This window comes from Streptosporangium sp. CA-135522 (genome assembly GCF_050949235.1).
Classification (GTDB): domain Bacteria; phylum Actinomycetota; class Actinomycetes; order Streptosporangiales; family Streptosporangiaceae; genus Streptosporangium.
The window spans coordinates 6,164,492-6,176,849 of the sequence record NZ_CP192026.1; the positions used below are offsets into that span (position 1 = coordinate 6,164,492).

Consider the following 12,358-nt stretch of genomic DNA (forward strand, 5'->3'; position numbering starts at 1 on the left):
GACGGCGCGATGCGAGGCCGCTGCGAGCAGCTCGGCGCCCATTCAGCCCGCCGCTCGGGCGACATTGAAACGTCGCCCGGACCGTTTAGCGCGAGTTATCCTCCCGCCGTGGGCCTCACCGCCGACTCGTCCTGCTCGTAGGGATCACCGGTGCGTCGCCGCCGATGGCTGGGGGACTCAGGCGATCGCCAGCGTCAGCTGTGACCACACCCGCTGAACGGAGACTCTTCAGCATCGCGGCAAACCGGCACCGCCACAGGCCAGTGATCACCCTGCCGAAGCGTGGCCCATACCTTACGCGAGGAGAGCGGCTGGACCGCGGGGTGCCGCGATGTGCTGCGCAAACCGTCAGGTCCCCGATGACCCTGCGTTCGCAGACCTGGCCCGTCAGTGGCCCGGCCCGCACGCGCAAGGTCACACATGCTTGATCATGCCCCCATCGATGAGATGCTCGCTGCCGGTGATGTTGACGGGCGATGCCAGGAAGGCGATGAGCTGCGCTACCTCCTCCGGTGCGGCGAGGCGGCCGGTGGTGACGCCGCTCGCGCTGATCAGCTGCTCCATGAACACTTCGTGAGGAAGGCCCTGCTCCCTCGCCATGCGGCCGACGAAGCCGTCCGGGTCGGTCCACACCCCGGTGCTCACCGGCCCAGACGACACGGTGACGGCGCGTACGCCTTGCCCGCCGAACTGCTCGGAGATCACCTTGGTGAGAGCGTTGAGCGCGGCCTTGGAGACGTTGTAGTTGGCGGGACCGGCGGCGGCGGCACGTGCTCCGACCGAGGAGACGTTGATGATCGTGCCCCTGCGCTCGATCAAGGAGGGAAGCGCGGCGCGGCTGGCCCGCAGCGCGCTGTAGAAGTGGAGGTTGAACGTGTGCTCCCACGCGTCGTCCGGCAGCTCGAGCAGGTTAAACCGGACCCCCTTGGCGAAGTCGTCAGTATCGCCCACCCCCACGTTGTTGACCAGCAGGTCGATGCCGCCGAGCTCCGCGACGGCGCTCTCGATGAGCCGGGCCGGCCCTCCGGCTGTGGTGAGGTCGACGGTCACGGGCACCGCCTCGGTCTCCTTCAGCTCCGCCGTTATGGTGCGTGAGCCGGTGACCACGCGCATCCCCTCGGCGAGCAGAGTGCGAACAACGGCCAGGCCTATCCCTTTGCTGCCGCCGGTGACGACGGCCGTCTTTCCGGTCAGTTGCAGATCCATGGAAGGTTCTCCTTTCGCTGCCGCAGCGGGCGCTGCGGTGCAGGTGGGCTGCGAGCGTCGTGCCGAGCCGGCGGCAGCCGTACTCATCACGACGCCTCCCGGGCCATCGCCCGCCATGTCGGCGGCACGGGCTCGGAAAGGATGGGCGAATACATCGAGTGCCGCCACGGCGATACCAGCGTGTGGCCCCGACGACGCGTCCTGATCGCCGAGTACGCGTTCCCGGACCGGAACCGGTCCGCCGGTGCTGGGAACGCGGTCGGGTTTCCGCCAGGAAACAGGTCTTAGACTTCGTTCGCCGCCAGCACGGCAGGCGCGCCGGCGCTCTGCTCCGCGCGCGGCCGCAGACCGATCCAGATGAGGACGACACTGACGAACGTGATGATCACGTTCACGATCAGCGCCAGATGGATCCCGGTCAGTTCCTCAGCTTGAGTGGCGGCGATCGCGCTCAGGATCGGGATGCCGATCGTGATGGCGACGTTCTGGGTCATCGTCGTGAGACCGGTGGCCAGGCCCTGCTCCTCATTCGGCAGGCCGGACGTGCCCGTGACCGTGTACGCCACGATGGACGTCACATGCCCGAAGAAGCCGATGAACAGCGCGGGGATCAGCAGAGCCAGCCCCATGCGGTCGGAGCCGACGAAGATGAGCGGGACCGTGGCGAGTCCCTGGACGGCCAGGCCGACGGGCAGCACCTTGCGGTAGCCATGGCGGCCGATGATGCGGCCGGCGGTCGGACCCGCCAGCACCGCCGCCAATCCCGGAACACCGAAGATCAGGCCCGTGACGAGCGGGTCGAATTTGAGGACGTTCTGGAGGTACAGCGTCATCAGGAAGATCATCGCTGTCTCCATGGTGAACACCACGAGGCCGGCGTAGTTTCCCCATTTGACGGTCGGCCGCTTGAGGATACGGAGAGGGGCGAGCGGCGCGGCCGCGCGCAGTTCGATCAGCCAGAACGCGGCCAGCAGCACGATACCGATGACACCGGCTGGGATGCTCTGCTCGATGACGGCGTAGACGACGGCCAGCAGTCCGCCGGTCACGGTGATCGCGCCGGGCACGTCCAGCTTGACCCGGTCGGGCACCTTGCTCTCGCCGATCAGAAACGGCGTGAGGACGAGGATGATCACAGCCACGGGCACGTTGATGAAGAACGCCGTACGCCAGCTCAGCAGGCTCACCAGAGAGCCGCCGAGGAGCGCGCCTATGGTGAAGCCACCGGACAGCAGCGCGCCGTTCAGGCCCAGGATCCGATCACGCATCGCGCCCTCCTGGAACGTGGTGGTGAGCAGGGACAGCGAGGCCGGGACGGACAGGGCGGTGGACAGGCCCTGAAGGGCGCGGGCGGCCAGGAGCATCTCGGGGGTGGTGGCGAAGCCACCAAGCAGCGAGGCCATGGCCAGCAGGACCATGCCCGCGAGAAAGAGCAGGCGGCGGCCGAACAGGTCGGCCAACCGGCCGAACAGGAGCGTGAAGCCCGCCGCGGGCAGGGCGTAGGCGGAGGCGATCCAGGGCAGCGCTGTCAGCTCCAGCCCGACACCCTTGCCCACCTCCGGCAGCGCGACGTTCAGGATGGAAAAGTCGGCGGACAGCATGAACCCGGCACCGAGCAAGGTCAGCAGGATCAGCCGCTGCCGTCCGGTGAAGCGGGGTGGCGAAGGCGGGGCAGTAGTCAAGAGACGGTTCCCTTTCTCAAGAACCCGGTAGGGGTGACAGTCAGCACGTCATCGGCCGGGCGGGCCGATCGGAGACGCGCGTCCCCTAGGCGTTGTTGTGGATCTGTCCCGCATCGACCGTCGGGTTGCGGTCGGCCGTGGCGCGCGGCGCGGCAGGCGGGGTGTGCCCGGCGTCACGCCGTGTCCCCGCTACGCTTGTCTTCATGGCACGCTCAGGACACCCCGCGGTAGGGGGTGTGCCATGAGCGCCCTTTTCCAGACCTGCCCTTGGAGTCCACTCGCCACGATGGGCCGGGTGGCCAGGCAGGAGTCGTACACGTACTCCTTGGTGAGCTAGCTCTCTTCCCGCTCGGCTGCCTCGGCGAGGCGCTTGATCGTCGCCAAGCGCCGATCCCAGTCGGCGGCGAGCGTGGCCATCCACCGCGCCGCCGCATCCAGGGCCGCGGGCCTCACCGCGTACCGCACCTCCCGCCCCACTCGGGCGCCGGAAACCAGTCCAGCGGCGCCCAGGACGGCGAGGTGTTTGACCACTGCCTGGCGCGAGATGGGCAGCCGTTCGGCGAGCGTGGTCGCGGTTGCCTCGCCCTGTGCGGCGAGTACATCAAGCAGCTGACGTCGCGTCGAGTCGGCCAGCGCGGCCAGGACACTGTCGACCCCCTCGGCGGGGCCGCGACCTTCCTCTGCGATCACCCGGCCTGTTCGGCGCGGTCCTTGACCACGTCGAACACCTGGGGCCAGCCATCGGAGTTGAACCGTACCGTCTGGTCGCGCTGGTCCTCGGACAGGCTCAGTGCAGCGAACCCGCTCTCGACGACGCGCAGACGTGTCTTGTCGCCCTCCGTGCTCAGCGTGAATTCCACCAGAGTGCTGTTGTCCGCACGCAACTCCTCCCCGGGGAACGCGCTGGCCCAGCGGTAGGCCACGTATGTCGGCGGCTCGACCTTCTCCACACGCACCGAGACCTCACCCAGATTGGGATTCTTCGCGAGCAGTGACACGCCTTCCCTGGCCACGGTGCCCGCCACGCTCGCCTCATCGGCCACCCAGAACCCGGGCACGGCCACCAGCGCCCATACCCGCTCCAGAGACGCCTCGATCAAGGTATCGCGTTCGATCCGGTCTTCACTCATCAGGCCTCCTCTTACTGTTTCAGACGCAACCCTATGATTGCACGTCGACATCCTAGGTGCAACCTATGAGTTGCGGGTCGTTGTCGCCATTCCCGCGTGATCAAAGGGCTGGTGGCTATTGCCGGCAGGCGTCGAGGAAGTGCAAAGACCGGCATGAGTGCCATATCCCTCTATCCGCACGTATCCAACAAGGAATCGCTGATGGCGCTCCTGGGCGGCCTGGTCGACCTCCTGCTGGCCGAGTTGAGTGGCCGGCTGCCCGCCCCAGGGCGGTGGTGTGGTGGTGCTGGAGGAGGGCGCTGCTCAGACCATGCGCTTGCCGGTAGAGGCTGGCCAGGGTGACGTCGGTTCAGGCAGCCCTACCGTGCGCACGGACGAGACCGAGGAACAGAGCGCCCCGGGCACGGGCATCGGTGTGGCGTCCTCCTCCCGAACGTGTCCCCAGCCCCAAGGTGAGCCGATCTGCGCAGGTCATGGGACTTCCGAGAGGATCGTGTTTTCGGAAGCGGAGACGGCCACGACTTCCGAGAACACGCACGACTGAGAGGCGAAACCCCAGCCCGGCACTTCCGAGAACGGGACCGCGTCGCTAGTTGGCGGTTGGGGACACGTTCGAAAGGAGGACGCCGACACCACCGTGACGCGCCTGATCGTCTCCTATCTCCGGGACTGGCTCGCCCAGGGCTCACCGGCGCCCTGTGGGTTCACCGTGACCGCCGGCCCCCGCCGGCTCGCCGCCCTGGCGGAGGAAACCCTGGGCGCCGGGTGGGACCGGCAGGTGATCTCCGCGGAACTGACCCAGCTGGACCAACTGGCCGCCTCATCGAGGTCAGCGTGCAAACGCCCGAATCCGCGCCGACCACCTCGCCCGGCACAGTGCCCGCCCAGGTCGCTCCAGCGGCGCTAGCCTCGGGCGATCAGCTCAAGGCCCAGGTCACTGACCGTGTAGTTGACCTCGTGGCGATACCGGTGGCCGGTCACCAGGCCGGTGTCGCGCAGGACGGCCAAGTGCTGGGAGACCGCGCCCAGGCTGAGCCCGGTGCGCGCGGCGAGCTGGGTCGTGGTGCTGGGCGAGCTGGTGAAGGCCAGGATCTGGGCCCGGCTGCGGCCGAGCAGCCGGGCGAGCCCGTCCGTGCCGCCCTGCCGCCGTTCCCACAGCGTGCCGACGGCTCGCGCCGGATACACCAGGGCGGGCGCGACCGCCTGACGGCCGGGGAACGGCCGATCGGACGGCGACCGGCCTGGCGGGAGGTGGCCGGGTGGACGGTGGCCGGGCAGGAGGTGGCAGCGGGTCGCGAAGGCGGTCGGGGTCAGGGTGAGGCCGATACCGCCCGGGTCGACGCCGGTCGCGGGCAGGTCGGGGGAGGCCAGGCGGTCGCCCGACCAGCGCAGCGACGGATGCAGGCCCGCGAACATAATCCGGATGCCGTCCTCGGCGAGCTGCCTGGTCCGGTGGGCGATGTCGGCCTCCAGGAGCGCGCGGACACGCGGCCAGTGCGGCTGGACCGCCGCCCGCCACCACGCCAGCACGGCGTCGGCCAGCTCGTCGGCGGCCCGTACCGGCTCCTCGGCCAGGCGGTGCGCGCCCACCGCGTCGAGGTCGGCGCGGACCCGCTCGGCCGGGGTCGCCCGGACGAGGGCGAGCTCTTCCTCGATCTCGGCCAGCGGACAGGGCGGCGGTGGCGTCAGGAACGCCGGGACGCCGCCGGGCAACCCTCGCAGGGGCGCGGCGAGGTCGCGCTCCAGGAGGCGCGCGGTCCTGATCCAGGGCAGGTGGACGGCGTGCGCGCCCGGGTCGGCGACCGCCCGGAATGCGGCCAGACTTTCCCACAGGGGCGAGATGGCGAACCTGACGTTGACGAGGTCATGCATCCCGAACCGCACCGCGCCCATGTATACCCCTCCCCCGCAACTTTTCGCCCAGCCTAAAACACTCGCGGAGACCATGGCGGCGTGAGGATGCTGGACGTCATGATCCCCTCTCGCACCAGCCTGTTCTTCCATGCGGATTTCCGGAGATTTTGGGCGGCCGACTCGGTGAGCCAGGCCGGGGCGGCCGTGACGCTCATCGCGCTGCCGCTCGTGGCGATCGGCCTTCTCGACGCGACGCCGTTCGAGACCGGGCTGCTGGTCATGTTCGAATATCTGGCGTTCCTGGTCATCGGCCTGCCCGCGGGGGCGTGGGTCGATCGCGGCAGCAGCCGGCGGGTGATGATCGCGGGCGTGTTGGGGCGGGCCGTGCTGATGGGGTCGATCCCCATGGCGCACTGGCTGGGCGTTCTGACGCTGCCCCAGCTGTACGGCGTCGCGTTCGGGGTGTCGGTGTGCACGGCCTTCTTCGACGTGGCGTACCAGAGCTACCTTCCACACCTGGTCGACGACGGGCAGCTGGTGGAGGCCAACGTCAAGCTGGAGGCGACCCGCAGCATCGCGCAGGTGGGCGGCCCAGGGGTGGGCGGGGCGCTGGTGGGCGCGCTGACCGCGCCGGCGGCGATCGTGGTGGACGCCGCCGGGTTCCTGGCCGCCGCGCTTTTGCTGACCCGCGTCGGCAGCGCCGGGCAGGGGGACGACACGCGCAAGATTGCCGGCGAGTCGCGACTGGTGCAGGAGATCGCCGAAGGACTGCGGTTCGTGTTCGGCCATCGGACGCTGCGCGCGATCACGCTCACCGCGGCGATCTCGAACCTCTGCGGCACGGTCGGCGCCTCGATGCTGCTCGTGCTGCTCAACAGGGAGCTCGGGCTGTCGCCCTTTCTGTGCGGTCTGGTGTTCGCGGCGGAGGCGGTGGGCGCTTTGGTGGGCAGCCTGCTGACGGCGCGGATGGCCAGCCGGTTGGGGCAAGGGCCGGCGATGTGCCTGTCGGTGGTGGTGAGTGGGGCGCTGTGGCTGCTGGCGGTGCCGATGTACCAGGCCGACTGGCGCTTCGCGGTGGCCGTGGCACTGCAGGGACTGGGCTGGGTCGTCTTCATGACCTTCAAGATCAACTCAGTGGCATTCCGGCAGGGGGTGTGCCCGAAGCCACTGCTGGGCCGAATGACGGCGTCGGTCAGGTTCGTGGTGTGGGGGGCCATGCCGGTGGGTGCCCTGCTCGGCAGCGTGCTGGGGCAGGGGCTGGGCGCCCGCGAGGCCATCTGGGCCGGCGTTGTGGGAGAGCTGTTCGCGGCGCTCCCCATGCTCTTCTCGCCGCTGCGAACCCTGCGCGAGCTGCCCACCGCACTGACGCTCCCCGCACGCTGAAGCTCGGGCCACCTCAGGACCGGGACACCTCGAAGGACAAGCCGCCCTGCGCATGGCGATCGGCACCGGCCTGGTCGAGCCGGACGCCGTTTTCCACGCCGATCGCGGCTTGAGTTACACCAGCGACGCCTTCGGCTGGTTCTACATCAACGTGCAGCTCCGCCGCGCGGCCGGCCGAACCGGTGTCTCGTGGTGCTCACGGCCGACCATGGTATGAGCGCCAAGTCCGACGACGCAGGCTGCCCGCGCGTGGTCTACATCGAGGATGAGGCCCGCCGCATCCTCGGCATCCCCACCGATGCGGAGGCGGACGACCTGCGAGTGATCCTGCCCATCACCGACCCGTACACCGTGCACCACGGCGCTCGAAAAATGGATGGTGGCCCACGGCAACAGCCGACGACCCTCCACCAGCGCCGCCCCTGCGGCCGTCCTGGTGCTATGCCGACCTCGGGATATCGCAGGTGGATGCAGCTCCTCTCCAGGGAGGGGCTGAGCTTGTCGGCGTACTGCTCGGGGTGCGCCCGGCGAGGTTGGTCCTGAGACAGTGAATCCTTTTGCGGTGTGGAGGTCTCTTATGGGGTGACGGTCACGCTGGGAGGAGATTCGGATGAGTGACGTCGTGATGCCGGCTGTGTGGCAGGCACTGTTTACCACCTCGTTCTGGTGGCAAGGGTGCGGACGTGGCTGACCGCGGCGCCGGTCTGGTGACGTCGGCCGAGGAGGAGGTCATCCGGCGTCTGGAAGCCGAGCTCGTCGTGCAGGCGATCAGGGAGCTGCCGGACGTTCAGCGCAGAGTATTGATCATGCGGGATGTACTGGGCTACCCAGGGCGGGTAGTCGCAGAGAGACTCGGCCTGAGCAACGCCGCGATGAAGTCTCAGCTACACCGGGCCCGTAGCACGGTCCGGCTCAGCCTGGACGGAAGGACCGAGGCTACGGGCGGCCCGCACGAGCCCGGAACCACCAGCGCCTGACCTGAGCAGACCGTATTTCCACAACCCGAGTTGAAGGGGAGCTTTGCCATGCTTGAAACTGGATCGCCCGCGCCCGACGTAGTGCTGGAAGACACCGACGGCCAGGCCGTCCGCCTGTCCGACTACCAGGGCAATCATGCCGTGCTCGTCTATTTCATGCGGTCGACGTCGTGCCCGGTCTGCAACCTACACGTCCAAGACCTCATCCGGCGCCGAGATGAGCTCGCTGCCGACACCGTCCGGGTGCTTGTCGCGGTTCCCGAGGACCGCCAAGCAGCGGCCGAGTGGAAGGCCAGACGCCAGATCCCGTTCCCCGTCCTCACCGGCCGCCACAGCACCCCGCACGAGATGATCGGCCTGAGCAGAAAGGTCTTCGGCTCGCTGCAGCAGTCAGGCAGCATCCTCATTGATTCCCAGGGCATCATCCGCTACGCCCACGGCGCCACCATGCCCACCAATGGCTACCCCAGGAAGGAAATCGCCGCCGCCGTCCAGGCCCTCCACACACGTGGATGATCAACTTTAGGGCGATCTTTCTGGCGAGCAGAGTTGATCAGATGAGGTCGTATTCGTCCTGGGCGTGGTGAGTGCGGCGGTGTTCCTGGGTGAGGTGGTAGCGCCACTGCAGGAGGCGACAGCCCGATCAAACAGCCCAGAACACAAATGCCCAGCTCACACAGCCCCTGCAGAGGAGCTACACCCATAGCAGGTCGCTGTGATGCGACCTGCGGAAACCCGACACCTGGAATGATCCCTGCTGCCTGATCGCTGAACAGGCGAAAGGCGGCCCCACTGCCCATGGGGCCGCCTCACTATCGCCACATCAGACCCTCGCGTGGGTCTGCCCGTAAGCGTACGAGCTCGGGGAGACCTCATGCCGCGCTACTGGATCCACTCCGCTCCTGCCGACCACGACGACAGCCTCAACGAGTGTGCCTGTGCTGGCCGATGCTCAGACCCTCGCATCGAGACCGCAGGCGGCAAGACGACCCGGCTACCTGCTCTCACCCCGCGGGCGTTCTGCGACGCTGACCGCGGAGCCATAGCCCGAGCGCTCGACGATCTGCCGACGCTGTTCGTCCGCGTCCACATGGAGCTCGGCGCCGCCCGCGCAGTCGTTGGTGGTCCCGTCGTGTCCATCTCCAAGAGCGCGCCCGTCCCGCTATCCCTCGCCGTAGATGAGCTCATCCGGCTGATCCTGTCCACGCTCGTCTCTTGGGAGGAGCGGGTCCGCACCGTAGCCCGCCTGTCCGAGCTTGACACTGGCACTTCCAGACGCCGCCGAGACGGAGCCGTACTGACGCAGGCGTTCACGGTCCTCGCCGCCCATCTCGACGTCCTCCTCGCCCTAAGGCCTGTTTGACAATTCGATGTGGCGGAGCCAGAGCATGACGGATGCGAGGGTGGCGCCCGCGAGGTAGCGGCCGGCGAGTTCGTCGAAGCGGGTGGCGACAGCTCGCCACCCTTAATGGCGACGTCGTGGTGTTCTACGTCGGCGCTGAACCGCACATGTCTCCGGACCAAGCGGTCGCGTTCGCTGACCAGCTCTACGCCCTCGCTGGCCACAACCGCTGATGTTGGCACGCCGAAATTGGCGTTTCGCCCGTTGACCTGTTGTAAACGGCATTGATCGTGGAATTGCCAGCCCTCGAACGCCTTGAGCGTCCGAGGGCTTTTCGCATGTTCAGGGGTGATCCACATGGACAGACCCGAGCGCATCACCATCGCCGACGCCGCGGCCCGTCTCCGTAAGCCGGAGGCGACCGTTCGCGTCCGGGCATCCGCCACCACGCCCGCAAGCTCCTCAAGCTGGGCACAACCGCCTGGTACGACTGGCGTGACCTCGCCACCATCGCCCGGCAACTCCACCTCGGCGAGCCGGTCCCCGCGACGCCGGAGGAGCGCGACGCCATCCGCACCCAGCTTTGCCCAGCAGCCTGGACAGGCTTAGATTTCCCAATCGCGCTCCCCTGGCGGTGGTGCGCTGCGCGAGTTGGCCCCCGGCCTCGCGCCCGGTGCCGGCTACTGGTCTCGCGGATGGGGGTCTGCGGGGAGACCAGGGCCGGCACTCGCATCGCCCCTGAGGTCTGGCCAGCTCGGGCAGATCAATTTACGCTCCCGCCATGGCAGATCTCGGGCTCCTCGATGCTTGGGGACTCTGGTTGGACGGCTCCTCCACGATCGGGCACACCCTGTATGGGATGCCTATGGTCTGGGTTGGACGCCTCGGGAAGATCGTCGCGTTCGTGAGCGCCTTATCGGCGCTGGTAGACATTTTGGGTCCTGAGCGGATCCGTGCTTACGGGACCGAACTCCTGAAGATCAAATACCACGATGAAACGAAGACGGCCTACGTGCTGTTTTACTCCCTGTGGGCCATAGTCGCGGCTCTCGCCTTCGTGCTGTTGAGGATCCGTCACATACCGTTGGACACCAAGTTCAGCCTGGGTTGGTTCTCTTTCCCCTTCTTGATCCTCATGACATTCGGGATAGTCGCAGTGCTGATCTGGGGGCCGAAAGTCATGGCTTGGATCATCGCCAAACCCAGCTTTGCCACGACCGTACGCATCCTGTCGCTACTGGGAGTCGTTCTCGGCTTCCACTTCGACCTGCTCGCCTCATGACCCTGCGCTGATCTGTCGGCGTCGCCTCGTAGCCTCTCCTCGTGTCCGCCGCACCTGTTCCGCCTCGCCCACCTCTGGTGATGCACGGTTCCCGCATGGTGTGGCTGAGAGCGTGGCGCAAAGGTGAGGTCCAATGGCTCGCGCTGATCTTCTGGGCTGAGGACGACGGCCACCGCCGCTACGCGGTAGAGCGCTGGGTGACCCGCGACCAGGTCGCCCAGGTCGACGGCGAGGACTACAGCCACATCCCCGTCCTGAAAACACCCGTCAGCGACGTCTGACCCCTCATGCTCGGGCGGGCTGCTGAGCGGTCCACGGATAGGCCGCCCGCCCGGATCCACCTCAACCCTGGAGACCATGTATCTGCCCCTGTGCCGTACCTGACAGTCGAGATCTGCCACTACCCCGCGCACTGGACGTCCCCGCCTTACCGCCGCTTCAAGGAGTGGGCCGCCGCCGAAGGCATCCCCGAGGAGTCCGGCCACTACCTCGAAGTGTGGGACGGGAGCCCGGTGCGCGCCGTCCTGAACGTCTACGACCTCGACGGCAACGGCGACAAGATCGACGACGGCAACGGCGGATACGTCACCCACCCCATCACCTACACCGCATCCACACTGCCTCCCGTCCAGGGGCAGATCGTCGGCGGCGCACGATAGCCACCCACCACCTGACTCACTGAGGCCACGCGGCCTCTAACTCCAGAGGAGGCCGCGTGGCCACCCGCCTGTCCACAACCGCCCGCAACGCCGCGTGCGACGCCGTCGTCGACCTCCTCGACGGCGTTAACTACTCGGTGAACAACCTCGATGCCACGATGGTCCTCATCGAGGAGTCCGGCAGCGCCGGCGACTACTTCGATGGGTCCAGCCTCGGCGCATCCTGGGACGGCACCGCAGGTCTATCCGCCTCCACCCTCAACGACACCACCCCCAACACCGGAACATCCAGCGTCTCCCTACCGCCCCTGGACTCCGCAGTCTCCGGCACAGCCACCACATCAGGGCAGAGCACTGCAGTCCTCCCTGAGCTCGCTTCCGCCGCCTTCGGTACCGCGAAGACCACAGGCACAAGCGCTGCTGACCTACCCGGCCTGAACGCCGCAGCCACCGGCACAGCGAAAACCACCGGCCTTCACGCTGCAACCCTTCCCACCCTCGGCACCGCAAGCACAGGGACAGCGAAGACCGTCGGCGCATCCGACCTTGTTCTGCCGAGACTCGACTTTGCCGCCGCAGGCGCCGCCACCACCGCCGGCCACATGGACATCACCCTGCCCGCACTCGTCGCGGGCGCCGACACCCCATCCTTCCTCGTCCTCTTTCTCGATGTATCGCGCGTCGGCGGGCACTCCTTGCGGGCGGGCCGTCCGGGCGTCGGCCCGGTCCGACGGCTGCGGGCCTTCGGCGGGAACGGTCGGCTTCATCGCTACTCCTCCCAGTTCGCCCTGATCTGATGATCAAGAAGTTTCCGGCAGGGTGGAGGCCCGGCCCTCGGCGGAG

At 67.8% G+C, this 12,358-nt stretch carries 16 protein-coding genes; 11 read left to right on the forward strand and 5 right to left on the reverse strand.

Annotated elements, in window-relative coordinates:
* Positions 1–414: 414 nt before the first annotated feature.
* The 4 genes from ACQPYK_RS29510 to ACQPYK_RS29525 all read right to left on the reverse strand — a co-directional run bounded on the left by ACQPYK_RS29510 (position 415) and on the right by ACQPYK_RS29525 (position 4,018).
* On the reverse strand, positions 415–1,206 hold the full coding sequence (locus ACQPYK_RS29510) for an SDR family NAD(P)-dependent oxidoreductase (RefSeq protein WP_433237747.1): 792 nt from the start codon (positions 1,204–1,206) through the stop codon (positions 415–417).
* Positions 1,207–1,490: 284 nt separating this feature from the next.
* The gene (locus ACQPYK_RS29515) at positions 1,491–2,888 is read right to left on the reverse strand and encodes an MFS transporter (RefSeq protein ID WP_433237750.1); all 1,398 of its coding nucleotides are present in this window, start codon (positions 2,886–2,888) and stop codon (positions 1,491–1,493) included.
* Between the two features lie 333 nt (positions 2,889–3,221).
* Positions 3,222–3,578, reverse strand: a complete 357-nt coding sequence (locus tag ACQPYK_RS29520; RefSeq protein ID WP_433237753.1) for an ArsR/SmtB family transcription factor — start codon at positions 3,576–3,578, stop codon at positions 3,222–3,224.
* Positions 3,575–4,018, reverse strand: a complete 444-nt coding sequence (locus ACQPYK_RS29525) for an SRPBCC domain-containing protein (RefSeq protein ID WP_433237756.1) — start codon at positions 4,016–4,018, stop codon at positions 3,575–3,577. The genes ACQPYK_RS29520 and ACQPYK_RS29525 overlap by 4 nt, the downstream gene beginning before the upstream one ends.
* 637 nt (positions 4,019–4,655) lie before the next feature.
* On the opposite strand from ACQPYK_RS29525, the gene ACQPYK_RS29530 reads away from it, so the two are divergent.
* Complete coding sequence (locus ACQPYK_RS29530; protein WP_433237759.1) at positions 4,656–4,925, forward strand: hypothetical protein; 270 nt, start codon at positions 4,656–4,658, stop codon at positions 4,923–4,925.
* Here the strand turns inward: ACQPYK_RS29530 and ACQPYK_RS29535 are convergent.
* Positions 4,922–5,911, reverse strand: coding sequence for an ArsR family transcriptional regulator (locus ACQPYK_RS29535; RefSeq protein ID WP_433237397.1), 990 nt, complete (start codon positions 5,909–5,911; stop codon positions 4,922–4,924). The genes ACQPYK_RS29530 and ACQPYK_RS29535 overlap by 4 nt on opposite strands.
* Before the next feature lie 66 nt (positions 5,912–5,977).
* On the opposite strand from ACQPYK_RS29535, the gene ACQPYK_RS29540 reads away from it, so the two are divergent.
* The 10 genes from ACQPYK_RS29540 to ACQPYK_RS29585 all read left to right on the forward strand — a co-directional run bounded on the left by ACQPYK_RS29540 (position 5,978) and on the right by ACQPYK_RS29585 (position 12,312).
* Entirely contained in the window at positions 5,978–7,255 is a 1,278-nt protein-coding gene (locus ACQPYK_RS29540; protein WP_433258932.1) for an MFS transporter, read from the forward strand.
* Positions 7,256–7,307: 52 nt separating this feature from the next.
* Positions 7,308–7,472 (forward strand): hypothetical protein, encoded by a 165-nt coding sequence (locus tag ACQPYK_RS29545; RefSeq protein ID WP_433237394.1) that lies wholly within the window; start codon positions 7,308–7,310, stop codon positions 7,470–7,472.
* Positions 7,469–7,798, forward strand: a complete 330-nt coding sequence (locus ACQPYK_RS29550) for a hypothetical protein (RefSeq protein ID WP_433237762.1) — start codon at positions 7,469–7,471, stop codon at positions 7,796–7,798. The genes ACQPYK_RS29545 and ACQPYK_RS29550 overlap by 4 nt, the downstream gene beginning before the upstream one ends.
* A 140-nt stretch (positions 7,799–7,938) precedes the next feature.
* Positions 7,939–8,232, forward strand: coding sequence for an RNA polymerase sigma factor (locus ACQPYK_RS29555; RefSeq protein WP_433237765.1), 294 nt, complete (start codon positions 7,939–7,941; stop codon positions 8,230–8,232).
* Between the two features lie 48 nt (positions 8,233–8,280).
* Positions 8,281–8,748 carry a peroxiredoxin family protein gene (locus ACQPYK_RS29560; protein ID WP_433237768.1) on the forward strand — a complete coding sequence of 156 codons (468 nt, stop codon included), beginning with the start codon at positions 8,281–8,283 and terminating at the stop codon, positions 8,746–8,748.
* 358 nt (positions 8,749–9,106) lie between these two features.
* Positions 9,107–9,595 (forward strand): hypothetical protein, encoded by a 489-nt coding sequence (locus ACQPYK_RS29565; RefSeq protein ID WP_433237771.1) that lies wholly within the window; start codon positions 9,107–9,109, stop codon positions 9,593–9,595.
* 760 nt (positions 9,596–10,355) lie between these two features.
* On the forward strand, positions 10,356–10,856 hold the full coding sequence (locus ACQPYK_RS29570) for a hypothetical protein (RefSeq protein WP_433237774.1): 501 nt from the start codon (positions 10,356–10,358) through the stop codon (positions 10,854–10,856).
* A gap of 95 nt (positions 10,857–10,951) precedes the next feature.
* Positions 10,952–11,137: a hypothetical protein gene (locus ACQPYK_RS29575; RefSeq protein WP_433237777.1), complete on the forward strand. Its 186-nt coding sequence runs from the start codon at positions 10,952–10,954 to the stop codon at positions 11,135–11,137.
* 90 nt (positions 11,138–11,227) lie between these two features.
* Positions 11,228–11,515 (forward strand): hypothetical protein, encoded by a 288-nt coding sequence (locus ACQPYK_RS29580; protein WP_433237780.1) that lies wholly within the window; start codon positions 11,228–11,230, stop codon positions 11,513–11,515.
* A 56-nt stretch (positions 11,516–11,571) separates the two neighbouring features.
* The gene (locus tag ACQPYK_RS29585) at positions 11,572–12,312 is read left to right on the forward strand and encodes a hypothetical protein (protein ID WP_433237783.1); all 741 of its coding nucleotides are present in this window, start codon (positions 11,572–11,574) and stop codon (positions 12,310–12,312) included.
* Positions 12,313–12,358 lie beyond the last annotated feature (46 nt).

Bases quoted from the DNA above. Each gene is read 5' to 3' on its own strand.
- ACQPYK_RS29560 (WP_433237768.1), top strand. From the start codon at position 8,281: ATGCTTGAAACTGGATCGCCCGCGCCCGACGTAGTGCTGGAAGACACC.
- ACQPYK_RS29525 (WP_433237756.1), bottom strand. From the start codon at position 4,018: ATGAGTGAAGACCGGATCGAACGCGATACCTTGATCGAGGCGTCTCTG.
- ACQPYK_RS29510 (WP_433237747.1), bottom strand. From the start codon at position 1,206: ATGGATCTGCAACTGACCGGAAAGACGGCCGTCGTCACCGGCGGCAGC.
- ACQPYK_RS29540 (WP_433258932.1), top strand. From the start codon at position 5,978: ATGCTGGACGTCATGATCCCCTCTCGCACCAGCCTGTTCTTCCATGCG.
- ACQPYK_RS29545 (WP_433237394.1), top strand. From the start codon at position 7,308: ATGGCGATCGGCACCGGCCTGGTCGAGCCGGACGCCGTTTTCCACGCC.
- ACQPYK_RS29570 (WP_433237774.1), top strand. From the start codon at position 10,356: ATGGCAGATCTCGGGCTCCTCGATGCTTGGGGACTCTGGTTGGACGGC.
- ACQPYK_RS29535 (WP_433237397.1), bottom strand. From the start codon at position 5,911: ATGGGCGCGGTGCGGTTCGGGATGCATGACCTCGTCAACGTCAGGTTC.
- ACQPYK_RS29550 (WP_433237762.1), top strand. From the start codon at position 7,469: ATGAGCGCCAAGTCCGACGACGCAGGCTGCCCGCGCGTGGTCTACATC.
- ACQPYK_RS29565 (WP_433237771.1), top strand. From the start codon at position 9,107: ATGCCGCGCTACTGGATCCACTCCGCTCCTGCCGACCACGACGACAGC.
- ACQPYK_RS29575 (WP_433237777.1), top strand. From the start codon at position 10,952: ATGGTGTGGCTGAGAGCGTGGCGCAAAGGTGAGGTCCAATGGCTCGCG.